Raw genomic sequence first — 25,461 nt, forward strand, 5'->3', positions numbered from 1 at the left:
CATGACAAACACTGCTGCCGCCGACCGTATTTGGCTTCCATCCTATCCACCCAACACGCCCGCTGAAATTGCGCCATTGGCCCATGCCTCGGTTGCGGCGCTGATTGAAGATTCGTTCAAGCGGTTCGCTGATCGTCCGGCCTATACCTGCATGGGCAAGACCATCACCTATTCACAAATGGAGCAACTGACGACGTCACTGGGCGCCTGGCTGCAATCCCTGGGCCTTGAAAAGGGCGACCGGGTTGCGCTGATGATGCCGAACATTCTGCAGATGCCGGTGGCGATGGCAGCGGTGCTGCGCGCTGGATATACGGTGGTCAACGTCAACCCGCTCTACACGCCGCGCGAACTCGAGCACCAGCTCAAGGATTCCGGCGCCAAGGCGATCATCATTCTCGAGAATTTTGCCATTACCCTGCAACAGGTCATTGCCCGTACCGACGTCAAGCATGTCTGCGTAGCGACAATGGGCGATCTTCTCGGACTGAAGGGCCATCTGGTCAATTTCGTTGTCCGCAAGGTCAAGAAAATGGTGCCCGAATGGTCGCTTCCAGGTCACGTCGGATTCAAGGCAGCGGTGGCCGCTGGTCAGGGCAAAAAACTGAGGCCAGCCGACATAAAGCCGACCGACGTGGCGTTTCTGCAATATACCGGCGGCACTACGGGTGTGTCGAAGGGCGCCACACTTCTCAATTCAAATGTGCTGGCAAACGCGGCACAAAATGACCTGTGGCTTCCAGCTGCCTTCATCAAGAAGCCGAAGCCCGACGTGCTGGTCTATGTCTGCGCGCTGCCGCTTTATCACATCTTCGCACTGACTGTGAACGCGCTGATGGGCATGGCACAAGGTGCCCACAACATCCTGATCCCGAACCCGCGCGACATTCCGGGCTTCGTCAAGGAACTCGGTAAATACGAATTCCACGTGTTCCCCGGTCTCAATACGCTGTTCAATGCGCTGCTCAACAATGATGACTTCCAGAAGCTGAATTTCAAGCCGCTGCTGCTGTCACTGGGTGGCGGCATGGCCGTGCAGCGTCCGGTTGCTGATCGCTGGAAGGCATTGACCGGCTGTGTCATCTCTGAGGGCTATGGTCTCTCCGAAACATCACCGGTGGCGACGGCCAACCGGTTTGATGCCGATGATTTCTCCGGCACCATCGGCCTTCCCCTGCCCTCGACCTTTATCGACATTCGCGACGAGGATGGCAAAGCTGTACCGCTCGGAGAGGTCGGTGAGATTTGCATCAGGGGGCCGCAGGTAATGGCGGGCTACTGGAACCGTGACGACGAGACCGAAAAGGTGATGACCAGCGATGGCTATTTCCGCTCGGGCGACATGGGCATCATGGACGACAAGGGCTACACCAAGATCGTCGACCGCAAGAAGGACATGATCCTGGTGTCGGGATTCAATGTCTATCCCAACGAGATCGAGGAGTTTGCGGTATCGCATCCGGGTATTCTCGAGGCAGCAGCAATCGCGGTGCCGGATGAGCATTCCGGTGAAGCGGTGAAGCTGTTCATCGTCCGCAAGGATGCGAGCCTCACCGAAGCCGATGTCAAAGCCCATTGCGCTACCGGTCTGACCAACTACAAGCGGCCCAAGATCGTCGTGTTCAAGGATGAGCTGCCAAAGACAAATGTCGGCAAGATCCTGCGCCGCGAGCTGCGCGACTAGCAGTCCGAACGGTCCGACCTGCATCGACAAGACTGCCGAAACACACAATGAGGCCCGCTGAAAACTTGATTTTCAGCGGGCCTCGCCGCATAGGTGGGCGATCTAAATGGAGGTCCTTTCTGTGTCGCGAAACATTTCCCTGGCTCTGTCTCACCTCAAGTCCCACCGCGACAGCGGCGCTGTCACGGATATGCGGGCAGTCTTTTTGGCCGATCCGGACCGCGCCCGGCGATATACCGTCGGACTTGATGATCTGCGGATGGACTTTTCCAAATGCGCCATCGATGACACCACGCTGACACTGCTGAATGACCTTGCCCGGGCAGCAGATGTTGGAGCCCAGCGCGACCGGATGTTTGCGGGCGACGCGATCAACCTGACCGAAGGCCGCGCCGTGCTGCACACGGCCTTGCGCGCCGGCCCGGATGAAGACATCCGGGTTGACGGCGAAAATATTGTGCCGCAGGTCCATGCGGTGCTCGGCGCGATGGGAGACTTCACCGACGGCGTTCGCAATGGATCGATTTGCGGCGCAACCGGCAAGGCCTTCACCGATGTGATCAATATCGGCATCGGCGGCTCCGATCTCGGGCCTGTGATGGCGACACTGGCGCTGGCGCCCTATCATGACGGGCCGCGGGTGCATTTTGTTTCCAATGTCGACGGCGCCCATATCGCCGACACGCTGCCCGGTCTCGACCCGGAGACAACGCTGGTCATCGTCGCCTCCAAGACCTTCACCACCATCGAGACCATGACCAATGCCGCAACTGCACGCGAGTTCATTGTCTCAAAGCTGGGTGAAGATGCGGTGGCAAAGCACTTTGCCGCCGTCTCCACAGCACTCGACAAAGTGGCCAAATTCGGTCTCGACGAGACCCGGGTGTTCGGATTCTGGGATTGGGTCGGCGGCCGCTATTCGCTGTGGTCGGCCATCGGACTGCCGCTGATGCTTGCCATCGGCCGCGACGATTTCAGTGCATTTCTGGCCGGCGCGCGCGCCATGGACGCGCATTTCAAGACAGCACCCGTGGACGAGAACCTGCCCATGCTTCTAGGCTTGCTCGGTGTCTGGCATCGTCTGGCCTGCCAGTATCCCAGCCGGGCAATCATCCCCTATGAGCAGCGGCTGTCGCGCTTTCCGGCCTATCTGCAGCAGCTCGACATGGAATCAAACGGCAAATCCGTGGACATTGACGGCAAGGCGCTTGAGACCGCCTCCGGACCGACCGTCTGGGGTGAACCGGGCACCAATGGCCAGCATGCATTTTTCCAGCTTCTGCATCAGGGCACCGACGTCATTCCGGTGGAGTTCATGATCGCCGCCAATGGCCATGAACCGCAGCTCAAGCATCAGCACCAGTTGTTGATCGCCAATTGCCTAGCGCAATCGGAAGCGCTGATGCGTGGCCGGACCCGTGAGGAGGCCCGCAGCCAGCTGATCGCCAGTGGTGTCTCAGAGACTGAAGCCGACCGGCTTGCGCCACACAAGACATTCCCGGGCAACCGGCCTTCGATCACGCTGGTGCATGACCGACTGACGCCATTTTCGCTTGGCCGGCTGATCGCGCTTTATGAACACCGGGTGTTCGTGGAAGCGCAGATCTTCGGCATCAACGCTTTTGACCAATGGGGCGTGGAACTGGGCAAGGAACTGGCGACCGGGCTGCTGCCCGTGGTCAAGGGCGAAAGCTCCGGCGAGGGCCATGACGCCTCGACGCTGATGCTGGCGGCAACCATTCGCAAGATGCGCGAATAGAGCCGATCAGAACCCGATTTCGCTGGCCCAGGGCGGATTGGCGCCGGGCCGCGAGACCGTGACGGCGGCAGCCTTGGCGCCGAGGCTGAGCGCGTTGGAGATGGCCTCGGCAGACAGTGAGCTGATCGCCTGTTTGGTCAGAAGATTGTCCCGCTTCAAGGACGCCAGGATGCCTGCATTGAAGGTATCGCCAGCGCCCACCGTATCGGCGACGGTGACAGGCACTCCGTCAACTTCAACCGTGTGATCATTGCTAAACCCGATGGCGCCATTGGGACCGCGGGTGAAAACCACCAGGCTGGGGCCCTGCGCCAACCAGGTCCTGGCGGCAGTCTCCATGTCGGGCTGGCCGAACCATTCGAGATCTTCGTCCGACATCTTGACGATATCGCTCATCGCCATCATCCGGTCGATGCGGGCCCGGTGCTTGGCGGTATCGGTGATGAAGCCGGGGCGGATGTTGGGATCAAGCGAGATCACCCGCGATCCGTGCTCGCGCCGCATCAGGCTTTCATAGGTCGAACCGCAGGGCTCCGGGATCAGGCTGATCGCGCCGAAATGTAACGCTTCCACATCACCGCCAAGAGCCGGCAAATGGGCTTCGGTAATCATCCGGCCTGCGGTGTTCTCGTCGAAAAAGGCATAGCTCGCCTGACCGTTGACGAGCCGCACAAAGGCCAGCGTCGTGTTCAGGTCAAGCGTCGCGCAAGGGCTGTGGTCAACGCCGCTCGCGGTCAGCGCTTCGCGCAGGATATCGCCGAACATGTCGCTCGACAGTCCGGTGAAAAAGCTTGTGTCGAGCCCGAGACGGCCAAGCGCCAACGCCGTATTGAACACCGCGCCACCGGCATAGGGCGAAAACGCATCCTCGCCTGCGGTCGTGGTCCGAGGCAGCATGTCGATGAGGGCCTCACCACAGCAAATGATCATCGATTAACTCCCCCTGACCGGTCAGTGCGGCCTGTTGTTGTCACTGTCCCGGCAATTCGGAAACGCCGCCATGCTTGCCCGACCAGTCAAGTGGTGCATCGAGAAAGGCCCCGACAGAGGCCAGCGTCGCCGGATCAAAAGCCTGCTTCTTCGTCGCCGCGGCGAGCACATCGCGCCAGGTGGCGAGGTAATGCAGCTTGACCTTGCCAGAGGCAAAGCGCTGCTCTGCTTCGGCAAAAATTCCATAGTAGAAAAGCGCAATGCCGTGATCGACAGTGCAGCCCGCCTCGCGGATGGCGTCGATGAAGGTGAACATCGAGCCGCCGGCCGTGGTCAGATCCTCGATTACCAGAACCCGCGAGCCCTCCCGCAATTCGCCCTCGATCTGCGCATTGCGGCCATGACCCTTGGGCTTCTTGCGAACATAGATCATCGGCAGCGCCAGGCGCTCGGCCAGGAAGGCTGCGAAGGGAATGCCTGCCGTCTCGCCGCCGGCGATGCAGTCGAACTGCTCGAAGCCGGCTTCTGACAGAACCGTTGCTGCGGCGAAATCCATCACAGCCGAGCGGATTCGCGGATAGGAAATCAGCTTGCGGCAGTCAATGTAGACCGGGCTCTTCATTCCGGAAGCCAGTGTGTATGGCTCGGTGGAATTGAAATGTACCGCGCCGATTTCCAGCAACTGATGGGCGACGAGGTCAGCGATCTTGGCCTTGTCAGGAAATGTATTGGAAAACATCGGTATCACCCCAGTTCGTGATCGGTCACTCTCCACCGGCAAGTCTCAGTCCGATGCTGGCGCTGCAAATATCAGCTAGGTGCGGCTGATGAAAGCATTTTAGGCAACTTCCCAGTGGATGGGCAAAAGCGGATCGAAAACCGTGACCGGCCCGTCGCCGGTTTCAATCTTGTCCGGCCAGACCACCGGCGCCTCGCGCCGCACCAGCCGAACCATCTCCTGATTGACCGGAAGGCCATACCAGGCGGGGCCGTTGAGGCTGGCAAATCCGGCCAGCTTGTCGAGTGCCTTGTCCTCCTCAAAGATGTGAGCGAGGCAGGACAGAGTGTTGATCGAGGTGAAGATGCCGGCGCAACCGCAGGCGCATTCCTTCAGCGGATCGACATGCGGGGCCGAATCGGTGCCGAGGAAAAAGCGGCTGTCGCCCGAGGTTGCGGCCTTGCGCAGCGCCAGACGATGACTCTCGCGCTTGGCCACCGGCAGGCAATAGTAATGCGGCTTGATGCCACCGGCGAGAATGGCGTTGCGGTTGATGATCAGATGATGGGTGGTGATGCTGGCGGCCAGATTGGTGTCCGCTCCCATCACATAGTCCACACCATTGGATGTGGTGACGTGCTCGAGCGTGATCTTCAGTTCCGGCAACTTGCTGCGCAGTGGATCGAGCACAGTTTCGATGAAGACAGCCTCGCGGTCAAAAATATCGACCGTTGCATCGGTGACTTCGCCATGAATGCACAGTGGCATGCCGATCTCCGCCATCTTTTCCAGCACCGGCATGACCTTGCCCAGATCCCGCACACCGGAACTGGAATTGGTGGTCGCACCCGCCGGATAGAGTTTGACGGCGGTCACAAGACCCGAGGCATGGGCGCTGGCGACATCGGCGGCATCGGTACCCTCGGTCAGATAGAGCGTCATCAACGGGGTGAAATCCATCCCCTTCGGCAAGGCGGCCAGAATGCGGTCGCGATAGGCCAGCGCATCCGCGCTGGTGACTACCGGCGGCATCAGATTGGGCATGATGATGGCGCGGGCGAAATCGCGAGCCGAATAGGGCAGCACGCCTTCCATCATGGCGCCGTCACGCAAATGCAGGTGCCAGTCATCGGGCCTGGGGATGGTGATTTCGTCCATGGTTCTGTTTACTCCATCGCCGCGTCAAATTGATGTGAGGCGGGTTGACCTTTCGCGCCCCGACGGGGACATATAACCCAAGCCTTTAGCAGGCAACAGGCAAGCAGGGAAAGAGAACATGGATCTTGGATTGACAGGAAAACGGGCCTTGGTGCTGGCCTCATCACGCGGACTCGGGCTCGGCATCGCCGAGGCACTCGCGGCGGAAGGCGCCAATGTGCTGATTACCGGACGTGACGCCGCCCGGTTGGGAGCCGCTGTCGACGCCATCAATGCGCGTGGCGCGGGGACCGCACGGTTTGTGGTTTCGGACCTGTCAGACAAGGGCACACCGGCACTGCTGGAAGAGGCCGTTGACAAGGAATTCGGCGGGCTCGACATTCTGGTTAACAACACCGGTGGTCCGCCTCCCGGCTCCATGAGCGACGCCGATCTTTCCGTGGTGCACCGGCAGTTCGAAATCATGGTGCTGAGCGTGATGGACATCACCGCGCGGTTCTTGCCCGGCATGCGCGCGCAGGGCTGGGGCCGGGTGCTGACCGTAGCCTCCTCCGGCGTGATCCAGCCGATCCCCAATCTCGGTCTGTCCAATGCGCTGAGATCGACGCTGGGCGGCTGGTCGAAATCCATGGCCAACGAGACCGCCGGCGACGGCGTGACCTTCAATATGCTTCTGCCTGGACGGATTAACACCGACCGGCTGAAAGAACTCGATACCGCAAACGCAAAGCGCTCCGGCAAGAGCATTGAAGATGTGTCGAAGGCCGCACAGGGGCAAATACCGGTCGGACGTTATGGCGCGGTGGAAGAGTTTGCCTCCACGGCTGCGTTCCTGGTCAGCGCGCGGGCTAGCTACATCAACGGATCGATGATCCGCTGCGATGGCGGCGCGATCAAGTCGATCTGATTCGACATGACAACCGGGCCAGGATGGCCCGGTTGTTTTTCCTCAGGCGTCGGGTCAAACGGCGCGCGTGAGGCTTTCCTCGATATAGGTTTTTCGCAGATCCAGCGTCACGGGACCGGGCTTGCCGCCCGAGAGTTCAACACCGTCGATAGAAATCACCGGACCGACAAAGACAGACGCCGAGGTGATGAAAGCCTCGGCGGCGTTCCTGGCTTCCTCGATGCTGAACTCACGCTCTTCGATCTTTGTACCGCTCTTGGCGGCATAGGTCATCAATGCGGAGCGGGTGATGCCGGGCAGAATCGAATGCGACAGCGGCCGGGTCACGATCGTGCCTTCGCGGGTGACGATGAAGGCGTTGTTCGACGTGCCCTCGGTCACCATTCCGTCGCGAACCATCCAGGCATCGTCGGCGCCTCGGGATTTGGCTTCCATCTTGCCCAGCGAGGGATAGAGCAGTTGCACGGTCTTGATATCGCAGCGACCCCAGCGCAGGTCCGGGATCGAGATGATCTTCAAGCCGTTTTTCGCCGTCGCCGTGTCGATCAACGGGCGGCTCTGGGTAAACAGGACCAGCGTCGGCGTCAGTTTTTCGGTATCAAACAGAAAATCGCGGTCAATAGCGCCGCGGGTCATCTGCAGATAGACCATGCCTTCGTCGACGCTGTTGCGGCTGACCAGCTCGCGGTGGATCGTCAGCAAATCATCATCGCTGACGGTAAAGCGCATGCCGAGTTCGTCGGCGGAGCGGTGCAGCCGCGCCATATGCGCCGGGAAATCGATGAGCTTCGAGCCGAGCACAGCTGCCACTTCATAGATGCCGTCGCCAAACAGGAAACCGCGGTCAAACACGGAGACTTTTGCCTCGTTCTCGGGCACATAGGCTCCGTTGACATAAACTGTGCGCATCTCGATCCCCTTGTCTGTGGCTGCGTCCTGTCTTGCCAGAATTTCCGGCCCGCCGCCAACCGGTTTTTTCTTTAAAACACGGCGCAATCTCCGCGCAGGTTCGAAACGCTAGACCGGGGGCCTCCCGATTACCGGAACCCGCCCATGACCCAACGCATCGCCTATACAAAACCATCGATCACAGAGCTCGAGGTCGACTATGCAACCGATGCGGCGCGCAACGGCTGGGGCGCGCAGTGCTACGATTACATCCACCGGCTCGAACGGGATTTTGCCGCCCATCTTGGTGTCGCCCACGCTGTCGCAACATCGAGCTGCACCGGCGCGATGCATCTGGGCCTAGCGGCCCTTGGCGTCGGAGCGGGCGATGAGGTGATACTGGCTGACAGCAACTGGATCGCCTCGGTGGCACCCGTGGTGCATCTGGGCGCGACGCCGGTGCTGGTCGATATTCTGGAAGACACCTGGTGCCTTGATCCGGCGCTGGTTGAAGCGGCGATCACGCCCAGGACCAAGGCGATCATCGCGGTTCACCTATATGGATCGATGGGTGACATGGACCGGCTTCTGGAGATCGGCGCCCGCCACGGCGTGGCGGTGATCGAGGATGCGGCGGAAGCCATCGGCTCGAGCTGGTGGGGCCGGCGTGCCGGATCGATGGGCGCATTCGGCACGTTTTCGTTTCACGGCACCAAGACCATGACCACCGGCGAAGGCGGTATGTTCGTCACCAATGATGCAGCACTTTTTGCGCAAGTGACGACGCTCTCCAATCACGGCAGGGACCCGAGCGAACCGCGGCAGTTCTTCCCGACCGTGACCGGTTACAAGTTCAAGATGGCCAATGTGTCCGCGGCGATCGGCTGCGCCCAGGTCGAGCGGATCGACGATCTGATCGCCGGCAAGCGGCGCATCATGGAGCTCTACCGTGCACTTCTGTCGGGCGTGGACGGGCTTTCGCTCAATGCCGAACCAGACGGCACCGTCAACGGCTACTGGATGCCGACCGTGGTATTTGACCGGGACACCGGCGTCAGCCGCGAGAGGCTGATCAGCGCCTTTCAGGAGGCCGATATCGATGCGCGGGTGTTCTTCTGGCCGCTGTCGGAGTTGCCGATGTTTGATACCCGCCCCGGCAATGTCATCGCCCACGACATCGCCTCACGCGCCATCAACCTGCCGAGCTATCACGACATGGATGAAGCAGCCCAAACGCGCGTCGCTGCGGTGATCACCGGGATGCTGACTGCATAACCAGGCTTTCCTGGGCGTGGATCACAGCGCGCGTTTGCGTGGTTTTGACGCCTCGGTGGGCTCTGCCTGCCCGGTCCGTTCAATCGTGTCCAGCCCGTTCAACTCCGGATCGCCAGTTTCGGAATCGCGGTCACGAACTGCCCACCCCAATCGCTGATACAGGAAAGCTGGGTCCTGATTTCTGTCTCGATGTTCCATGGCAGTATCACTACCCTGTCTGGTTGCTCTGAGATGAGATGCGCCTCGTCGACAATCGGAATCTGCGAGCCGGGCATGAAGCGTCCCTGCTTGGCCGGATTGCGGTCGACGACAAACGCAATGTCGCGCGCTGTGCTGCCTGCGAAATTCAACAGCGTGTTGCCCTTGGCGGCCGCGCCATAGGCCGCCACTTTGAGCCCGGCGGTGCTCGCTTCCGCGAGAAAGCCGCGAAATGAGTCCCGGGCGGCTTCAGCGCTGGCCTGGAAGCCTGAATAGAACGCCGCGCCACCAAGTCCGGCATCGCGCTCGGCCTCGATCATCGCCGCCACCGTCGGCGTTAGCGCATGGGCGTGATGATCCGAGCGGCAGGCATAAACCCTGAGGCTGCCGCCGTGATGCGGCGTGACATCGACATCAAAAACCGTAAGCCCGTTCTGGGCAAAGATCCGCTCGACTGAAAGCAGCGACAGATAGGAATAATGTTCGTGATAGGCAGTATCGAACTGGTTGCCGCAGACCATTTCCAGAATATGCGGAAATTCGAATGTCGCCACGCCCGCAGGCTTGAGCAGCCCGGCAAAACCGGCGACGAAATCATTGATGTCGGGCACATGTGCCAGCACATTGTTGGCGGCGATCAGATCCGCCTGTCGCCCCTCGCCTGCCAGCTGTCTGGCCAGCGCGAAGCCAAAAAACTCCTCGACAATTTCAATGCCCTTGGCGCGCGCGGCTTGGGCCGTGTTGTGCGTCGGCTCTACGCCATAGCAGGGGATACCGAGCGCTTTGACATATTGCAGCAGATAGCCGTCATTGGCGGCGATCTCGGCGACAAGGCTGTGTTGCCCGAGACCGAACCGGTCGCGCATGTCCTCGACATAGGTCTTGGCATGATCAAGCCAGGTGCCGGAGAACGACGAGAAATAGGCATAGTCGCCGGAAAAGAACTCCTCCCGGTCGGCGAAATCCTCGGTCTGGGTCAACCAGCACTCGGTGCAGGTGCGGATGACCAGCGGATAGCTTTTTTCCGGACGCGCAAGGTCTTCAGCCTCAAGATAAGAATTGGATGGCGGCGCCAGCCCCAGGTCGAGAAACGGGATGAAATCAGCGCCGCCGCAATGCCTGCAGTACATCACAACGCAATCTCTGCATCTGCAATCAACGGGAACGATGCATCGCGCGTCGACATCCCAGTAACCGGCAAAGGCCAGGCAATCGCGAGCTTCGGATCATCGTGGCGAAGACCTGCTTCCGCTGCTGCGATATAGGGGGCAGAGTGAACATAGATCAGCTCGACATCGTCGCTGAGTGCCTGAAAGCCATGCGCGAAGCCCTCGGGTACATACATCGCGGTTGCGGTTTCCGCTGACAGTTCGGCAGCAACATGGGTATACCGGGTCGGACTGCCGGCGCGAATATCGACGGCAATGTCATGTACCGCGCCGCGAATGCAGATGACCAGCTTGGCCTCGGCATGGGGCGGAAGCTGAAAATGCAGCCCACGAACCGTACCGCGACGGGTGGTGCGGCTGTGATTGACCTGGGAAACAGCTCCCGGCCAGCCAATCTCTGCCAGAGCCTCGGCGCAGAAAATCCGGGCAAAGGCGCCGCGGTCGTCAAACAGCGGCGTGCGGCGCACAAGCGCTGGACCAATACCTGCTTCGCCTTCCGCCGCTTGCATGAGCGGCGTTATGGTGAACGGCGATGCGCTCATCGGCGCACCCCGCTCGATGCACGGCTTGCTGCCTCGAAATAGGTGCTGCAATCCTCTTCGCATAGATCCCTGCCCGACCTCCCGCCCAGAAGTTCGCGATACCAGCGCGCGGTCAGCGCCACGGTCTGGTCCAGTCCCCAGAGCCCGGAGATGGCCAGATCGCTTGCTGCAAGCGATGGATCGAGCGCCAATGCTTCGGCCTCCGCCGGACCCTCCAGGATTTCGGCATATTCAATCCCGGCGCCGCCGAAATGGCATGCGGCAAGCGTCAGCACGTCACGCACCGTGGCGCTGTCTTCAGTGGGACCAAAATTGTAGGCCGGAGCGAGATCAGCGCCGGATGCGAGCCTTTCGGCCAGTACCAGATAGCCCCTTAACGGCTCGAGCACATGCTGCCAGGGCCGGGTGGCGAGCGGCCTTCGCACCGAGAGAATCTCGCCTTTGGACCAGGACCGGACCGCATCGGGAAACAGCCGGTCCTCGGCCCAGTCGCCGCCGCCAATTACGTTGCCGGCGCGCGCGGTAGCGATGCCGCAACGGCTGTCTTCAAAATGTGCACGCCAGCCGGCCACCACCATCTCGCAAGCTGCCTTGCTGGCCGAGTAGGGATCTTCACCGCCCAGCGGATCGTTTTCACGAAACCGGTGACCGTCGCCTGAATTCTTGTAGACCTTGTCGGTCGTGGTGACGACGATGGCCCGCGCTGTTCCTGTCTTTGCCAGCGCCTGCAGCAGATTGTTGGTGCCTGTCACATTGGTGGCGAAGGTGCCTACGGGATCGGCATAGCTGCGGCGGACAAGTGACTGGGCGGCGAGGTGGAGGACAATTTCGGGCTGTGCGCGCTCGACAAGACTGGTCAGTTGCTGCGCATCGCGGATATCGGCAATTTCGCCGGACAGCCGGCCTTCCGAGTGCAGCAGCGGGAACAGTGCCGAAGGTTGCTCAGGCGGCAGTGAGCAGCCGGTCACGTCCGCGCCCATCGCTTCCAGCCAGTACAGCAGCCACGAACCCTTGAAGCCGGTGTGCCCGGTCAGAAGCACTTTGCGACCGCGCCAGAAATCCGGATCGGGCAAGGCCTGATTTACCGCCTTTGCCTCGCTTGCAAGCTTTTCCGCTGTCACCAGCTTTTCCATGGTGCGTTCCCTTCGGTCCAGAGCGCCTCAAGCATGGTCTTGTCGCGCAACGTGTCCATCGGCTGCCAGAAACCGCGGTGGAAGTGGGCGCGCAACTGGTCTTCCTGTGCCAACGTGGCCAGCGGTTCGTCTTCGAAACTGGTCCGGTCTCCCTCGATACGATCGAGAACCGGATTGGAGAGGACGAAAAAGCCGCCATTGATAAAGCCACCCTCGCCTTCAGGTTTCTCGACAAAGCCCTGAACCGCATTGCCATCCAGTTTGAGCGCACCAAAACGGGCTGGCGGACGCACCGCAGTCACCGTGGCCAGACGGCCATGAGATTTATGGAAAGCCATGGTCGCGGCAATGTCGACATCGGACAGACCATCGCCATAGGTGAAGCAAAAACTCTCTTCACTTTCAAGATAGGAGGCAACCCGCTTCAGCCGGCCACCGGTGAGCGTGGTTTCGCCGGTATCAACGAGCGTGACCCGCCAATCCTCGGCGCTCTGGCGATGGAAATGGACGGTGTTGTCAGACATGTCGAAGGTCATGTCCGACATGTGCAGCGCATAATTGGCGAAATATTCCTTGATCACATAGCCGCGAAACCCGCAGCAGATGATGAAATCTCTCAAGCCATGGCCGTGATAAAGCTTCATGATGTGCCACAAGATCGGTCGTCCACCAATCTCCACCATGGGTTTTGGCTTGAGATGGGTTTCTTCCGATAGCCTGGAGCCGAGGCCGCCGGCCAGGATGACAACCTTCATGATCTGGCTCCCGGAAATCGCCAGGCGCCGTGACGCGGGACGTACCTGCTCCCACAAGCCAGACCAGTTGGCCAGCACGTGTGTTCAGGCTTGGTTGTTGGCCCATGGTCCATGGCGCCTGTTTTTCCCCTGACATTAAGGCTTTAGAGGTTAGCCGATCAAACTGTCCCGAGGCTGGCGCGGAAAGGAGCCGGGCCGATGGCATCAACCATTGTTCCGGCGGCTCTGCTTGCCTATAAGTGGCCGAGGAAGCCTGCGCGCGGCGCTGGCGAAAGCCCAATCGCCATGGCCGGCGCAAGACGAGGACAATATGCTCGAAGAAGGCAAGCTCTATGTCGGCACCAGCCGCAATCCTGACGACAGCATCAACAAGGGCGAATATCTCGACCTCAAATATGCCAACCGGCACGGGCTGATCACTGGCGCCACAGGCACCGGCAAGACCGTGACGCTGCAGATCCTGACTGAGAGCTTCTCCAATGCCGGCGTTCCGGTCTTCTGCGCCGATGTCAAAGGCGACCTTTCGGGCATTGCCATGATCGGCGAGCACAAGGATTTCCTGGAAAAGCGCGCCAAGACCATCGGGTTGGATCCTTACGAATTTCAGGAATTCCCGGTGATCTTCTGGGACCTGTTCGGTGAGAAGGGCCACCGCGTCCGCACCACCATTTCGGAAATGGGGCCGCTTTTGCTAGCCCGCCTGATGGATATGTCGGATGCGCAGGAGGGCGTGCTCAACATTGCCTTCAAGCTGGCGGACGAGAACGGCCTGCCGCTTCTGGACCTCAAGGATCTGCGCTCGCTGCTGGCCTATATGGCAGGCGCGACCGAGAAACTCTCGGCCATGTATGGCAATATCACCAAGCAGTCATTGTCGACGATCCAGCGCGGATTGCTGGTGCTGGAGCAGCAGGGTGCGGAGAATTTCTTCGGTGAACCGGCACTGAAAATTTCCGATATCATGCGGACCACCAACGACGGCCGCGGGGCGATCTCGGTGCTGGCCGCCGACAAGCTGATGATGAATCCGCGGCTTTACGGCACCTTCCTGCTGTGGCTTCTGTCGGAACTGTTCGAGGAGCTTCCCGAGGTTGGAGATTCCGACAAACCACGGCTGGTTTTCTTTTTCGACGAGGCCCATTTGCTGTTTGATGAGGCGCCAAAAATCCTGATCGATCGCGTCGAACAGGTGGTCCGGCTTATTCGCTCCAAGGGCGTAGGTGTGTATTTCGTCACCCAGAACCCGCTTGATGTGCCCGAAACCGTTCTCTCGCAGCTCGGCAACCGGGTCCAGCATGCGCTCAGGGCCTATACGCCGCGCGAGCAGAAGGCTGTGAAGGTGGCGGCGGAGACCTTTCGGCCCAACCCGGCGTTCGATTGCTTTGAGGCGATCACGCAACTGGGCGTCGGCGAAGCGCTGGTATCAACACTGGGGGCCAAGGGCGTGCCCTCGATGGTCGAACGGACACTCATTCGCCCGCCATCATCCCGGCTTGGTCCGATCACCGAGCCTGAGCGGCAGAAAGTGATGTCAGTCAGTCCGGTGGCCGGTCAATATGACGTCGATCTTGACCGTGACAGCGCCTTCGAAATGCTGCAGCGTCGCGCCGCGGAGGCGGCCACGGCGGAGGAGAAAGAGCGCGCGCGGGAAGAGGAAAAGGAAGAGAAACGGCCAGAAAGCCGCCGCTGGACCCTGCCCGGCTATGGCGACGAAGACGATGAAGATGATCGCGGTCGCAGCAAATCATCCCGCCGGCGCAAGAGTTCAAAGCGACCCGGCTATCAGCGTCAGACAGTGACTGAAGCGGTGATCAAATCAGTGGCGCGATCAGCCGCAACATCGCTTGGGCGCGCTTTGGTGCGGGGCATTTTGGGATCGCTGAAGAAGGGTTTCTAAATCTGCGCCCTTCATGCATTGCACAGGACTCACCTGATTGGGTTGGAATCGAGCCTTAATCGGCTCAGTCCAGACATGCCTGTCAATTGCCGCGGCAACGGACCGGATAGGTCATTCGGAAGCTGGAAAAATCGTAGACGGCGGCCGGGTCGAAGCAGGTCACCTGGCCAACGCCGTCAACCCAGTAAAGATGCGGATCTGCCGACACTTCACCCTGCCCGCCGGCCTGGCGGAAAAGTTCGAAATGCAGATGCGGAATGCCGCCACCGAGCAGGCCGGTGGTGCCAAGTGTCGCGATCTGCTGACCGCGCGCCACCATTGCACCCTCAGTGACCAGACGATCCTTGAGATGCTTGTAAACTGTGACAGTGCGTTTGCCGTTGGCGTCCGGTCCGTGCTCGATTACCACGCGATTGCCATACATCGGCTCCGAGTAGGACCTTGCCACCCAGCCTGCCGCGACGACGATGACCGGGTCTCCGACCTTGCCAATGACATCGATGCCAAGATGCTTGGCATCGTTGGTGGTAAACAAAAATTCCTGCGAGATTGACGGCGCATTAGCCGGCATTTTTACACTGATTTTCGGAAACTGGGCGGGTTTGTAGACCGACGCCCATCCGTGTTCCTGCGGCACGCAGCCGGAGACCAGCAGAACTGACGTCAGCACGGCAGGTAACGCTAAACGGCGTTTGGATAATTTCATGTGCGAGCCCGCGCCCCGTACCAGCCGGCGCCGGAAAGCATGTTTCCGACGCGATAGATGCTCGTAGCATGAAGCTGCGCGCCGCCTCAAGCAGGTATAGGCTTTGCCTCTAGATAACCAGAATCGGCGTTCGCGTCGGCACGCGGTCATAAAGGTCGCAGATATCCTGGTTGAGCAACCGCACACAGCCTGAAGAAACTGCCTTGCCGATTGACTTATATTCGGGGCTGCCATGCAGGCGGTAGAGTGTGTCCTCGCCGTTCTGGAAAATGTAGAGCGCGCGTGCACCGAGCGGGTTGTCCAGGCCGGGCGGCATGCCGCCATTTGCGGCTGAATAGCGCTCGAGTTCCGGCTGGCGCCCGATCATCTCCGTTGGCGGCGTCCATTTGGGCCATTTCTGTTTCCACTGGACAACAGCCCGGCCGGACCAGGAAAATCCATCCCGGCCGATACCGACGCCATAGCGCATGGCCCTGCCGTTTTCACGAACCAGAAAGAGGAAGCGCTGGGAGGTGTCTACAACCAGGGTTCCGGGGCGTTCACCGGTCGGATCGGCCACTTCCTGGCGAAGGAATGTTGGATCAATCTCCTGGTAGGGGATAGCCGGCAACGGAAACGGCTCGTCGAGCTTGGGGCCATACATGCTGTCGTAATAGTTCGACGTTCCCGTCAGCCCGGAATCAGGTGTACCCGGAGTACGATAAAGCGGCCGGGTTTCTTCCGTAAAGCGACCGGTCGTCGGACCTGCACAGCCGGCAAGCGCTGCAGTCGCACCCATGCCCAGCGCAAGAAACCCGCGACGGGAGGTGGTGTGATTGATAATCTGTTTCCCGCCGCCGCCAAGCATCGTTGCATTCTCGTTTTTCGGTCCGGTCATATCGCGGAAAATCCTTTGGTGTCAGAATAGGAAGCGGTCATCAAAATCCGGCCATAGGCTAGCCTCATTCGCATCAACGCGCTGAACACATTTGAGTTCCAATTGTGACTATCCGACGCCCGGCTTGTGGCGAACTTGCCACAGCGAATGCCTATGAACTGACAATTACGTGATGGCATAGGGCAGAAAACTGCTTAGCCGGCCGCAGCCCATGGCTCAAGGCCGGGAAAATGCGCCACCCCATCCACGCCGATCCGTTCGACTGACAAGAGCCGCTTCAGGAACGCAGCGCTCCAATGATCGACGTCATGGATTCGCAAATGGCTGTAGAGTGCGCCGTGCCGTTCGACGCGTTCAGCCAATGGCATTTCAAGCGCGGCCTTGATAGCCCGGGCAATGTCTTGCGGGTCGTGCGGATTAACGATCAGCGCCTCGGGCATTTCTTCCGCCGCACCTGCGAACTGAGACAGGATCAACACGCCCGGATCTGCTTCGTCCTGAGCGGCGACATACTCCTTGGCCACAAGATTCATGCCGTCAAACAGCGGTGTAACCAGGCCTACCCTGGAAAGGCGAAACAGCACCGCCAGTTGGTCGCGTGGCAGGGCACGATGAATATATTGCACAGGCGTCCAATCGACAGTGCCGAAGCGGCCGTTGATATGCCCGGCAAGATGCTCGAGTTCAGAACGAATCTCCTTGTAGGCATCGACATCGTCCCGCGTCGGCGGAGCGACCTGCAAAAGTCCCACTTGGCTGTGAAATTCGGGATTACTTTCCAGGAAGACCTCATACCCGGCCAGCCGTTGCGGCAGGCCCTTGGAATAATCGAGCCGGTCCACACCGATCAATCTGGGCAATGGCGGCGGCGGCGTGTCCGCGGCACCTTCATCGGCCAGGCGGCGAAACCCGTCGACATTGATTGAAATCGGGAAACAACCCAGAGCTATTTCGCGCCCGTCGATCCCCATATTGCCGTTGGCGCGCAGCTCACCGCGCAGGGTGTGACGGAAGATATTGATCATGTGGCCAAGGTCACGCTGGGTCTGAAACCCGACCAGATCGTAATCTGCCAACCACCTCGCCAGATCGCGCCAGTCGGGGATGGCCTTGAAAGTCTGCAAGTCGGGCAGCGGAATGTGCAGGAAGAAGCCGATGCGGCTTTTCACGCCGAGCGCCTTGAGTTCATGAGCCAGCGGGATCAGTTGATAATCATGCACCCAGATCAGATCGTCCTCGGCTACTGCCTCCGCGATCGTTCGGGCCAGTCGTCTGGCAACCTCGCGGTAGGCGGCAGCATAGCGGGGCTGGACGTCGATGAGATCCAACCGGCCATGCAGTGCCGGCCAGAGAACCGAATTGGAATAACCCAGATAATAGTCCTGGTAGAGTCCAGACTCCATCTCGCACAGGCCGATGTCGAAATCGGCGCGATGATGCAGAACAAGCGACGCGGATGGTCGCTCAGTCTGTTGCGCCGCACCACCGATCCAGAGCCCGCCGTCTTTGGCCAGCGCATCCTTGAGCGCCACAACCAGTCCGCCCGAATCGTCGGATCCGTCCACCGAAGGCGCCCGATTTGATACGATCACCAAACGTCCCATGATCAGGCACCGGCCGTAGCGGACTGAGTCCGCAGCCATGTCTTGAAGGTAGCAGGGCTTGGTGTTCGATAGTGGGCGCGTGTGGGGCCTTGGCCAATCTTCACGCTCGTTCCGCCCTGCTCATTGACCCAGGCGAATGCGACCTCATCAGTGTCGTCATCGCCTGCAAACAGGATATCGCGACCGGCGAATTCCTCGAACAGCATGACCCGCTCTATGGCCCCGGCCTTGGAAATGCCCTTCGGCTTGACCTCGACGGCCATCTTGGCGGACTGAAGTTCGAATTCTTCGTCTCCGTCAATCAGACTGGTGAGAAAATTACATACCTTGTTTCCGAGCTCGGGATATTGGCGGTAATGCAGCACGATTCCGAAGCTCTTGTCTTCGACGAGCACGCGGGTTTCGATACTGGCAAATTCCATCGCCGCCTTCTTGATGTGCTCAAGACGTTCGAGGTCACATGCGATGCCTTCGACACGTCCGGAGCTGTGGCGCAGTTCAGCGCCGTGACCACCGGAGATGACCCCTGAAAAGCCTGGGAGGTGGTGATCGATTTCCTTCAGATTGCGGCCTGAAATGATTGATACGGCACCGTTGTGACGCTTGCTCAAGTTATCGAGCAACAGCTTGTCGCCCAAGCCCACCTTGATCGAATCCGGCGTCGGCGCGATATCGACCAGAGTTCCATCGAAGTCGAGAAACAGCGCTGTCTCATCTGCATTGATGGTGAGAAGGTTCAGATCTTCAGGAGGGCTGCATTCGGACGCAAACCCAACCAGACTGTAATAGTCCAATCGTTGTTCCATGGCTAGCAAACTCGCGTTGATTCTTCTCTCAACTGCCTAACACCGGAATCGTTCCAAAATTTGACATAAATTCCGAACCGCAAACTCCAGTCCGAAATGGATGAACCACATCTGTCAGTCGCGTAAATCAACGGCGCTTTCGGCTGTCAGGCAACGCCGATGAGATCGGGGAGGATCAACGACGGGGACAGGTCGAGATACTCATCTGGCATCTTGGCCCGGTTGATCCAGACCGTGCGAAAGCCGAATTTCGTAGCGCCGGCGACATCCCAGCGATTGGAGGACTGAAACGACACAGCGTCAGGATAAAGACGGTAGGCGGTGGTAACCAAGTCATAGACCGCCGGGTCGGTCTTGAAGGTGCGAAGCGGATCAACAGAGAAAACATCGTCAATGACGGTATCCAGCGCTGCATTGCGAACGGCCGATTCAAGCATCTGCACCGAGCCGTTTGACAGGATCGCCACCCGCGCGCCGGTGGCCTTGAGCGCCTTCAAAACGGCGGGGACTTCCGGATAGCAGTCGAGTTTGAAATAGGCATCCAGCAAATCCGCACGCAGGCTCTTGTCAGCACTCGGAACCCGTTCAAATGCCTGATCGAGCGCTTCGCCAGTCAACGTCCAGAAATCTCGCCATTCGCCCATGAGCGCCCGGGTCCAGGAATATTCGAGTTGCTTGGCCCGCCAGATCTCTGACAACAGCTGCCCGTCCGGCCCAACGGCTTCGGCGTGACGACGGACCGCCGCGTGCACGTCGAACAAAGTTCCATAGGCGTCAAAGACATAGGCGGCATAGGCCATCGGTCAATCCTCGTGTTGTTGGCATGACGATGCCCTTGTTGCACTGCAACAGTCAAGCTGCGCCGCGAAATCGGACCTGGAATTGCTGGTTTGTGTGCTCGGCAGTTCCAAAAACCAGGCCCCGCCACCGGCATGGAATTGTGTCCTGAAATGGTCGAATGGCGCAAGGATCGTGCGATTGATCGACTTCCCAGACGCGGCAAGCAGCGTATGGCTTGACGGCGATGGCGAGCCCGTCCGATTGTCATTCCAGCAAATTCGGTTTCCACAGGAGGACAGCATGGCCGTCAACACTCAAGCCCGCACCAAGACCTGGACCTATGTCGACGGCGAATGGCTGGAAGGCAATCCGCCGCTGATCGGCCCGGTAAGCCACGCCATGTGGCTCGGCTCGACAGTGTTTGACGGCGCGCGCTGGTTTGACGGGGTGGCGCCGGATCTCGATCAGCATTGCCAGCGCGTCAACCGCTCGGCAAACGCGCTTGGACTGCAGGCGACCATGGAAGCGACGGCAATAGAGGCGCTGGCGCGCGAAGGATTGAAGAAATTCGACGGCAAGACCGCTGTCTACATCAAGCCGATGTACTGGGCCGAGCACGGCGGCTACATGTCGGTGCCGGCTGATCCGGACTCGACCCGCTTCTGCCTGTGCCTGTTTGAAAGCCCAATGATCCCCTCTTCCGGGTTTTCGGTCAGCGTCTCGCCATTCCGGCGTCCGACTTATGAAACCGCGCCGACCAATGCAAAAGCCGGCTGCCTTTATCCCAACAATGGCCGGGCGATCATGGAAGCCAAATCACGCGGCTTCGACAATGCGCTGGTGCTCGACATGCTGGGCAATGTCGCCGAGACCGGCACATCGAACATCTTCATCGTCAAGGATGGCGTGGTGTTCACACCGGCGCCGAACGGCACCTTCCTGACCGGCATCACCCGGTCGCGGACGATGCAATTGTTGCGCGAGGCCGGCACCGAAGTGATCGAAAAATCGCTCTCGGTCGCTGATTTCATGGATGCCGACGAAATTTTCACGACCGGAAACCACTCAAAGGTGGTTCCGGTAATCCGTATCGAGGACCGCGAATTGCAGGCGGGACCGACCGGCCGCAAGGCGCGCGAACTCTACATGGACTGGGCGCACGGCTAGTCCCGGATCAAACGACAGGATTGTAGAGATGAGCGACAGACGCAAACATTCCACCGGCTCGCCGTTCGAGAAGGCTGCGGCCTATTCACGCGCGGTGCGGCAAGGACCATTCGTGCATGTCTCGGGCACCACCGGCTATGATTACACCGCAATGGAAATGCCCGCCGATGTCGCCGATCAGGCGCGCAATTGCTTCACTACCATCGCGGCATCGCTGGCGGCTCTCGACGCCAGTCTGAGCGATGTCGTGCGGGTGAGATATTACGTCACGAAGCCGGAATATTTCGAAGCGGTGGCGCCTGTGCTGGCTGAACATCTGGGCGGTATCGACCCGGCTGCAACCATGATCGTCTGCCAGCTGATCCGTCCGGAAATGCTGATCGAGATCGAGGTCACCGCGCAGGTAGCGTGAACTTCGTTTGATCTGTCAGAGTTCGCCGCCCATTTCATCTTCGATGTGAATGCGGATGATCTCATCAAACGAGTTCTCAGCCCGGAATCCAAGTTCGAGAGCGCGGTTTGCTGCAAATCCGCGTGGCCAGTTCGAAACGATACGGATGATTTCGGGATCAGGTTCATGCCGGATCAGCGCCACGGCCTTGTCGCCGGCAATCGCACGCAGTGCTTCAATCTGCTCTGCCACTGTAGCCTGGACTCCCGGCATGGTCAGCGCGCGTCGATGTCCAACGGGGCCCGTATCCATGGTTGCCGCATGGGTCAGAAACCCTACCGCCGCGCGTGGACTGGCATGCCAGTGGCTTACCGTATCGGCGACCGGCAGAATCGCTGACTTGCCAGCCAAAGGCTCGCGCAGAATGCCGGAGAAGAAGCCCGACGCTGCCTTGTTGGGCAGGCCGGGCCGAATGCAGATGGTCGGCAAGCGGAGCGCCATCCCGTCGAAAAATCCGCGACGGGTGTAGTCCTGCAACAGCAATTCGCAGATGGCTTTCTGCGTGCCGTAGCTGGTCATCGGGGCGGCGAGAAATGTATCCCCGATTGCGTCGGGCATCGGCGCACCAAAAACCGCGATCGAGGAGGCGAACACCAGGCGCGGGCAATAGTCGTGCACTGGAGAAAGCTGCCGTACTGCGTCGAACAGATACCGGGTGCCATCCAGGTTGATTCGGTAGCCCTTGTCGAAATCCTGCTCCGCCTCGCCTGACACGATGGATGCCAGATGCACAATCACATCGGGCAGTTCAGCGAGCATTTGCTGCGCTGAACGCGGATCGGAAATATCCAGCGCCAAACGTGTGACAGCTCCCGGGAAAACAGCGGGAGCTTCGGGCTTGATAGCATCGGACAAGGTCAATTTGGTCACTGTGTGTGAACCCAACTTGCCTGTTCGGGAAATCGCCCCAACAAGTTTGCGGCCGATCATGCCGGCCGCTCCAATGATCAACAGATGCATCGCACCCCCCCTTCGAGTTGGCAACGATGGTAGATGGATGCCGCCTCGCGCGCAAACAGGCAGCGAGGAAATCTTGCTGGTTCAGCTTTCATCCTATGCTCCAGCAGGGCAAGCCGGACGCTACTTTGACCACAGAGAGAATATGCGGCAAGTCCTAAAAACATGAAAACACCACTCAGCATCACAAGGTGAAACTTACAGTTTTATACTCAAATTGGGCAAAAGACATTATAAATTCTCCAGAATTATGTCCATCTTCTCGAATAAATTTTTATCATTTTTGCATATAAATATTTCTTTAAATGGATTCCCTCAATCGAATTGCTTCGACAATACAACCCTGAATATGAGATTTATTTTGCACTACATGATATATATACATCTTCGCAGGCAATTTTGCGTGCGACTACACGACACTGATTGGACGTAAACATGCAAATTCCAGAATCGACAAAGCCCGCCCTGCTGGGCGCGTGCGCAGGCGCTATTGTCCTGGCTATCGTCGGATTCAACTGGGGCGGCTGGATGACCAGCACCTCTGCTGCAGATATGTCGAGCGAAGAATCCAAAGCCGCTGTCGCTATGGTTTTGACACCCTATTGTGTCCGGAAATCCGAAACCGATCCTCTCTCAGCTTCCGTGCTGGCGGAACTCAAGGATGCCAAGGGCTATAAACGCCGCGGGATCGTCGAGAAGGCAGGCTGGGCAACCCCATTGGGTTCCGAAAAGCCGGACCGCGACCTTGCCGAGGCGTGCCAGATCGCTCTGGACGAATCAGCCTAAGGAAAACACACCCCGATCGGTCTGCGCACTTTTCGTGCACAACAGGTTGTTGACCGATTGGGGTGCCCCTCCACCGTACTATATGCGGGTTTCCTGCTGGGAGGCCGGGCATCAAAAGTGGCGCTTCCCAGAGTCAGCCGCATCCAGCGATTACGCGATACTGAACTCTCATATCTGCCAACCATCCCCCAGACATCAGACAAGAGCCTGCCGAGGTGGAGATAAGCACCCGGGCAATTGCTTTGTCGCCGCGAATCCCGTTGACTGGAAGTCTGGACTGACGGTGACCCCGAGCCGGGTCACGTTATCCCGGTCCGCCATCTGATGATCCCCGTGCAGAACTCATGCTGCGGAAGCCGTGGAGACCCGGTTCATGCCTCAAACCTACCGGCCATTTCGGGCCGTGCTGTGGATGTCCGGATCAATCGTGTCGTTCTCCCTGATGGCAATTGCCGGAAGATATGCCTCATCTGTGCACAGCACCTTTGAGATCATGACCTTCCGCTCGCTTGTCGGCCTCGCCATCGTCCTCATTCTCGGATCTGCATATAATCGGCTTGGCGAAATCCGCATCGCGCGGCTGAAGCAGCACCTACTCAGAAACCTGCTTCATTTTATCGGCCAGAACCTATGGTTCTTTGCCCTGGCCAGCATTCCGCTGGCGCAGGTTTTCGCACTTGAGTTCACCTCACCGATCTGGGCAATCATCTTGAGCTTTGTCTTTCTGGGCGAACGGCTGACCGGTTCCAAGGTGATCGCGGCGATCCTCGGGTTCCTCGGCATTCTTGTCGCCGCAAGGCCGGACTTCGGTACCATCGAGCCCGGGTTGATCACGGCGGCTGCGTCAGCAATTTTCTTTGCCGCAACGATCATCATGACCAAGGCTCTGACCCGTCATGAAAGCATCGTTTCAATCCTGTTCTGGTTGACCGGAATCCAGCTGTGTCTGGGTGTGGGCGCATTGGCGTTGCAGGAAACCGTGTCCTGGCCGACGATGGCGACACTCCCCTGGCTGCTGGTGATAGGCGCCACCGGGCTGATGGCGCATTATTGCCTGACAACGGCGCTTTCACTGGCGCCGGCAAGCTTCGTCGTCCCAATCGACTTCATCCGGCTGCCGTTGATCGCGCTCGTCGGCATGCTGCTGTTTGACGAGAAAGCCGATGTTCTGATCCTGCTTGGTGGCGGCATCATCCTGCTTGCCAACTGGATCAATATCCGTGGCGAAAATCGCATAGCGCGCCTGCCCGTCCTCTAAACTGCCCTGCGCCGACGTCCACCAGCGAAGCACCCCATAATCAGGCCGTTTCCGGTCCTTCGGTGGCTATCAGCAGGCAGCGAGCGTCCGGACCGGGATCGAATTCCTTGAGAGCTGCAAGCGGAGCTGCGCCACTGGGCGTGGTCTGAATGTCATGGCTCGCATACTGCCGTGCCGCGCTCTCTGCGTCTTGATCTGTCACGGTCATGAAGACATCCGCGTCACGACGCAGCGCTTCGAAGGCGATCAGCGAGGCGTCCTTGCAGTCAAGCCGGCCCATGCTGGATTCCGGGCCCTCGGCGCGTGTCAGTATTCCGGCCTGGACACTTTGCAACAGGCAAGGTGCTGCGTCCGGCTCGACCACAATGATCTGCGGCTGGGTGAGCCAATACTCCCGACTATGCGCGGCAACTGCGGCAGCAAGCCCGCCCACGCCGGCCTGCACGAAAATATGCGTCGGCCAGTTGCCACTTTTTTCGAATTCGGCCCGGCATTCCTCGGCAAGCACTGTATAGCCTTCCATGATGAGGGCGGGCCGTTCTGTGTAATCGTCCCATGAACCATCGGCGAGAAGCAGCCATTTGTTCTGTTCGGCCGCGTCAATCGCGTAGCGGACGCTGTCCTCATAGGATCCATCGACCCGGACGACCTCGGATCCGGTCTTGCGGATTCGCTCGGCAAAGCTTTCGGGAACAGCGCTGGACAGGACAATGACCCCGCGGGCGCCGAATATTTGCGCGCCGGCGGCGACCGACAGGCCGTGATTGCCTGCGCTTGCGGTAATGAAGGTCATGCCTGCCGCCGTGGCACGGGCTTGCTCGCTGTTCAGATCTGCCGCACCTGAGGCGTCGACAATCATCTGGGCTACAGCGAACACACCGCCCAGCGCCTTGAAACTGCCCAGCCGCATCCGCCGGGTCTCGTCCTTGACCATGAGCGCACCAATGCCGAGTTCCGCAGCAAATACCGGCATCAGATGCAACGGCGTCGGTTCATAGACCGGGCACAACTGCAACATCGCCATGGGGCGATCCGGTCGGGTGCGGAAAAGACGTT

The 25,461-nt window shown here is 59.4% G+C and carries 24 protein-coding genes; 9 read left to right on the plus strand and 15 right to left on the minus strand.

All coding sequences use genetic code 11. The annotated features are described in order from the left end of the window. The first annotated feature begins 1 nt into the window (after position 1). Together IMCC20628_RS18070 and pgi are read left to right on the plus strand one after the other, a co-directional pair. A complete protein-coding gene (locus IMCC20628_RS18070) occupies positions 2-1,684 on the plus strand; it encodes a long-chain fatty acid--CoA ligase (protein ID WP_047031361.1) in 1,683 nt (560 codons plus the stop codon). A gap of 106 nt (positions 1,685-1,790) precedes the next feature. After that, the gene (gene pgi, locus IMCC20628_RS18075) at positions 1,791-3,443 is read left to right on the plus strand and encodes a glucose-6-phosphate isomerase (protein WP_082128217.1); all 1,653 of its coding nucleotides are present in this window, start codon (positions 1,791-1,793) and stop codon (positions 3,441-3,443) included. Positions 3,444-3,449: 6 nt separating this feature from the next. Here pgi and IMCC20628_RS18080 read toward each other — a convergent pair whose 3' ends face one another. The 3 genes from IMCC20628_RS18080 to pyrC all read right to left on the minus strand — a co-directional run bounded on the left by IMCC20628_RS18080 (position 3,450) and on the right by pyrC (position 6,249). Further along, positions 3,450-4,373 carry a carbohydrate kinase gene (locus IMCC20628_RS18080; protein ID WP_047031362.1) on the minus strand — a complete coding sequence of 308 codons (924 nt, stop codon included), beginning with the start codon at positions 4,371-4,373 and terminating at the stop codon, positions 3,450-3,452. A gap of 40 nt (positions 4,374-4,413) precedes the next feature. Beyond that, positions 4,414-5,112 carry an orotate phosphoribosyltransferase gene (locus tag IMCC20628_RS18085; protein WP_047031363.1) on the minus strand — a complete coding sequence of 233 codons (699 nt, stop codon included), beginning with the start codon at positions 5,110-5,112 and terminating at the stop codon, positions 4,414-4,416. Positions 5,113-5,211: 99 nt separating this feature from the next. Next, positions 5,212-6,249 (minus strand): dihydroorotase, encoded by a 1,038-nt coding sequence (gene pyrC, locus IMCC20628_RS18090; protein WP_047031364.1) that lies wholly within the window; start codon positions 6,247-6,249, stop codon positions 5,212-5,214. A 118-nt stretch (positions 6,250-6,367) separates the two neighbouring features. Between pyrC and IMCC20628_RS18095 the strand changes: the two genes are divergently transcribed. Then, entirely contained in the window at positions 6,368-7,156 is a 789-nt protein-coding gene (locus IMCC20628_RS18095) for an SDR family oxidoreductase (protein WP_047031365.1), read from the plus strand. A gap of 54 nt (positions 7,157-7,210) precedes the next feature. Here the strand turns inward: IMCC20628_RS18095 and IMCC20628_RS18100 are convergent, their stop codons facing one another. Then, entirely contained in the window at positions 7,211-8,065 is an 855-nt protein-coding gene (locus IMCC20628_RS18100) for a D-amino-acid transaminase (protein ID WP_197078336.1), read from the minus strand. 144 nt (positions 8,066-8,209) lie between these two features. Here IMCC20628_RS18100 and IMCC20628_RS18105 point away from each other — a divergent pair, with 144 nt between their 5' ends. Next, positions 8,210-9,319 (plus strand): DegT/DnrJ/EryC1/StrS family aminotransferase, encoded by a 1,110-nt coding sequence (locus IMCC20628_RS18105; RefSeq protein ID WP_047031366.1) that lies wholly within the window; start codon positions 8,210-8,212, stop codon positions 9,317-9,319. 98 nt (positions 9,320-9,417) lie between these two features. On the opposite strand, the gene IMCC20628_RS18110 is transcribed toward IMCC20628_RS18105, so the two are convergent. Genes IMCC20628_RS18110 through rfbF form a run of 4 tightly spaced genes read right to left on the minus strand, consistent with a single transcriptional unit; the run spans position 9,418 to position 13,116 of the window. Further along, positions 9,418-10,647 (minus strand): class I SAM-dependent methyltransferase, encoded by a 1,230-nt coding sequence (locus IMCC20628_RS18110; protein ID WP_047031367.1) that lies wholly within the window; start codon positions 10,645-10,647, stop codon positions 9,418-9,420. Next, positions 10,647-11,228 (minus strand): dTDP-4-dehydrorhamnose 3,5-epimerase, encoded by a 582-nt coding sequence (gene rfbC / locus IMCC20628_RS18115; protein ID WP_343123244.1) that lies wholly within the window; start codon positions 11,226-11,228, stop codon positions 10,647-10,649. The genes IMCC20628_RS18110 and rfbC overlap by 1 nt, the downstream gene beginning before the upstream one ends. Beyond that, on the minus strand, positions 11,225-12,361 hold the full coding sequence (gene rfbG / locus IMCC20628_RS18120) for a CDP-glucose 4,6-dehydratase (protein ID WP_082128218.1): 1,137 nt from the start codon (positions 12,359-12,361) through the stop codon (positions 11,225-11,227). Before rfbG ends, rfbC begins: the two co-directional genes overlap by 4 nt. Next, positions 12,346-13,116, minus strand: coding sequence for a glucose-1-phosphate cytidylyltransferase (gene rfbF / locus IMCC20628_RS18125; RefSeq protein WP_047031368.1), 771 nt, complete (start codon positions 13,114-13,116; stop codon positions 12,346-12,348). Before rfbF ends, rfbG begins: the two co-directional genes overlap by 16 nt. Positions 13,117-13,426: 310 nt before the next feature. Between rfbF and IMCC20628_RS18130 the strand changes: the two genes are divergently transcribed. After that, positions 13,427-15,013, plus strand: coding sequence for a helicase HerA-like C-terminal domain-containing protein (locus IMCC20628_RS18130; RefSeq protein WP_047031369.1), 1,587 nt, complete (start codon positions 13,427-13,429; stop codon positions 15,011-15,013). An 82-nt stretch (positions 15,014-15,095) separates the two neighbouring features. Here IMCC20628_RS18130 and IMCC20628_RS24380 read toward each other — a convergent pair whose 3' ends face one another. The 5 genes from IMCC20628_RS24380 to IMCC20628_RS18155 form a co-directional block, all read right to left on the minus strand. Next, on the minus strand, positions 15,096-15,719 hold the full coding sequence (locus IMCC20628_RS24380) for a M23 family metallopeptidase (RefSeq protein ID WP_197078337.1): 624 nt from the start codon (positions 15,717-15,719) through the stop codon (positions 15,096-15,098). A 109-nt stretch (positions 15,720-15,828) separates the two neighbouring features. Then, the gene (locus IMCC20628_RS18140; RefSeq protein ID WP_047032741.1) at positions 15,829-16,566 is read right to left on the minus strand and encodes a L,D-transpeptidase; all 738 of its coding nucleotides are present in this window, start codon (positions 16,564-16,566) and stop codon (positions 15,829-15,831) included. Positions 16,567-16,790: 224 nt separating this feature from the next. Further along, on the minus strand, positions 16,791-18,188 hold the full coding sequence (locus IMCC20628_RS18145) for a trehalose-6-phosphate synthase (RefSeq protein ID WP_245307816.1): 1,398 nt from the start codon (positions 18,186-18,188) through the stop codon (positions 16,791-16,793). Between the two features lie 14 nt (positions 18,189-18,202). After that, positions 18,203-19,006 (minus strand): trehalose-phosphatase, encoded by an 804-nt coding sequence (gene otsB / locus IMCC20628_RS18150; protein WP_082128220.1) that lies wholly within the window; start codon positions 19,004-19,006, stop codon positions 18,203-18,205. A 146-nt stretch (positions 19,007-19,152) separates the two neighbouring features. Beyond that, entirely contained in the window at positions 19,153-19,806 is a 654-nt protein-coding gene (locus tag IMCC20628_RS18155; protein ID WP_047031371.1) for a haloacid dehalogenase type II, read from the minus strand. A gap of 280 nt (positions 19,807-20,086) precedes the next feature. Between IMCC20628_RS18155 and IMCC20628_RS18160 the strand changes: the two genes are divergently transcribed. Together IMCC20628_RS18160 and IMCC20628_RS18165 are read left to right on the plus strand one after the other, a co-directional pair. Further along, positions 20,087-20,953, plus strand: a complete 867-nt coding sequence (locus tag IMCC20628_RS18160; protein WP_047031372.1) for a branched-chain amino acid aminotransferase — start codon at positions 20,087-20,089, stop codon at positions 20,951-20,953. 28 nt (positions 20,954-20,981) lie between these two features. Beyond that, positions 20,982-21,365 carry a RidA family protein gene (locus IMCC20628_RS18165; protein ID WP_047031373.1) on the plus strand — a complete coding sequence of 128 codons (384 nt, stop codon included), beginning with the start codon at positions 20,982-20,984 and terminating at the stop codon, positions 21,363-21,365. Between the two features lie 15 nt (positions 21,366-21,380). Here the strand turns inward: IMCC20628_RS18165 and denD are convergent, their stop codons facing one another. Beyond that, positions 21,381-22,364: a D-erythronate dehydrogenase gene (gene denD, locus IMCC20628_RS18170; RefSeq protein WP_047031374.1), complete on the minus strand. Its 984-nt coding sequence runs from the start codon at positions 22,362-22,364 to the stop codon at positions 21,381-21,383. Between the two features lie 432 nt (positions 22,365-22,796). On the opposite strand from denD, the gene IMCC20628_RS18175 reads away from it, so the two are divergent. Further along, positions 22,797-23,147 (plus strand): hypothetical protein, encoded by a 351-nt coding sequence (locus tag IMCC20628_RS18175; RefSeq protein ID WP_047031375.1) that lies wholly within the window; start codon positions 22,797-22,799, stop codon positions 23,145-23,147. A gap of 373 nt (positions 23,148-23,520) precedes the next feature. After that, positions 23,521-24,405 carry a DMT family transporter gene (locus IMCC20628_RS18180; protein WP_047031376.1) on the plus strand — a complete coding sequence of 295 codons (885 nt, stop codon included), beginning with the start codon at positions 23,521-23,523 and terminating at the stop codon, positions 24,403-24,405. 40 nt (positions 24,406-24,445) lie between these two features. On the opposite strand, the gene IMCC20628_RS18185 is transcribed toward IMCC20628_RS18180, so the two are convergent. After that, entirely contained in the window at positions 24,446-25,429 is a 984-nt protein-coding gene (locus IMCC20628_RS18185; RefSeq protein WP_245307817.1) for a diaminopropionate ammonia-lyase, read from the minus strand. Positions 25,430-25,461: the final 32 nt, after the last annotated feature.

Origin of the sequence: Hoeflea sp. IMCC20628 (assembly GCF_001011155.1) — a bacterium.
In the GTDB taxonomy this organism is placed as follows: Bacteria; Pseudomonadota; Alphaproteobacteria; order Rhizobiales; family Rhizobiaceae; genus Hoeflea.

Excerpts from the sequence above, each read along its gene's own strand:
- IMCC20628_RS18070 (WP_047031361.1), top strand. The coding sequence starts at position 2 with ATGACAAACACTGCTGCCGCCGACCGTATTTGGCTTCCATCCTATCCA.
- pgi (WP_082128217.1), top strand. The coding sequence starts at position 1,791 with ATGGAGGTCCTTTCTGTGTCGCGAAACATTTCCCTGGCTCTGTCTCAC.
- IMCC20628_RS18080 (WP_047031362.1), bottom strand. The coding sequence starts at position 4,373 with ATGATCATTTGCTGTGGTGAGGCCCTCATCGACATGCTGCCTCGGACC.
- IMCC20628_RS18085 (WP_047031363.1), bottom strand. The coding sequence starts at position 5,112 with ATGTTTTCCAATACATTTCCTGACAAGGCCAAGATCGCTGACCTCGTC.
- pyrC (WP_047031364.1), bottom strand. The coding sequence starts at position 6,249 with ATGGACGAAATCACCATCCCCAGGCCCGATGACTGGCACCTGCATTTG.
- IMCC20628_RS18095 (WP_047031365.1), top strand. The coding sequence starts at position 6,368 with ATGGATCTTGGATTGACAGGAAAACGGGCCTTGGTGCTGGCCTCATCA.
- IMCC20628_RS18100 (WP_197078336.1), bottom strand. The coding sequence starts at position 8,065 with ATGCGCACAGTTTATGTCAACGGAGCCTATGTGCCCGAGAACGAGGCA.
- IMCC20628_RS18105 (WP_047031366.1), top strand. The coding sequence starts at position 8,210 with ATGACCCAACGCATCGCCTATACAAAACCATCGATCACAGAGCTCGAG.
- IMCC20628_RS18110 (WP_047031367.1), bottom strand. The coding sequence starts at position 10,647 with ATGTACTGCAGGCATTGCGGCGGCGCTGATTTCATCCCGTTTCTCGAC.
- rfbC (WP_343123244.1), bottom strand. The coding sequence starts at position 11,228 with ATGAGCGCATCGCCGTTCACCATAACGCCGCTCATGCAAGCGGCGGAA.
- rfbG (WP_082128218.1), bottom strand. The coding sequence starts at position 12,361 with ATGGAAAAGCTGGTGACAGCGGAAAAGCTTGCAAGCGAGGCAAAGGCG.
- rfbF (WP_047031368.1), bottom strand. The coding sequence starts at position 13,116 with ATGAAGGTTGTCATCCTGGCCGGCGGCCTCGGCTCCAGGCTATCGGAA.
- IMCC20628_RS18130 (WP_047031369.1), top strand. The coding sequence starts at position 13,427 with ATGCTCGAAGAAGGCAAGCTCTATGTCGGCACCAGCCGCAATCCTGAC.
- IMCC20628_RS24380 (WP_197078337.1), bottom strand. The coding sequence starts at position 15,719 with ATGAAATTATCCAAACGCCGTTTAGCGTTACCTGCCGTGCTGACGTCA.
- IMCC20628_RS18140 (WP_047032741.1), bottom strand. The coding sequence starts at position 16,566 with ATGCTTGGCGGCGGCGGGAAACAGATTATCAATCACACCACCTCCCGT.
- otsB (WP_082128220.1), bottom strand. The coding sequence starts at position 19,006 with ATGGAACAACGATTGGACTATTACAGTCTGGTTGGGTTTGCGTCCGAA.
- IMCC20628_RS18155 (WP_047031371.1), bottom strand. The coding sequence starts at position 19,806 with ATGGCCTATGCCGCCTATGTCTTTGACGCCTATGGAACTTTGTTCGAC.
- IMCC20628_RS18160 (WP_047031372.1), top strand. The coding sequence starts at position 20,087 with ATGGCCGTCAACACTCAAGCCCGCACCAAGACCTGGACCTATGTCGAC.
- IMCC20628_RS18165 (WP_047031373.1), top strand. The coding sequence starts at position 20,982 with ATGAGCGACAGACGCAAACATTCCACCGGCTCGCCGTTCGAGAAGGCT.
- denD (WP_047031374.1), bottom strand. The coding sequence starts at position 22,364 with ATGCATCTGTTGATCATTGGAGCGGCCGGCATGATCGGCCGCAAACTT.
- IMCC20628_RS18175 (WP_047031375.1), top strand. The coding sequence starts at position 22,797 with ATGCAAATTCCAGAATCGACAAAGCCCGCCCTGCTGGGCGCGTGCGCA.
- IMCC20628_RS18180 (WP_047031376.1), top strand. The coding sequence starts at position 23,521 with ATGCCTCAAACCTACCGGCCATTTCGGGCCGTGCTGTGGATGTCCGGA.
- IMCC20628_RS18185 (WP_245307817.1), bottom strand. The coding sequence starts at position 25,429 with ATGGCGATGTTGCAGTTGTGCCCGGTCTATGAACCGACGCCGTTGCAT.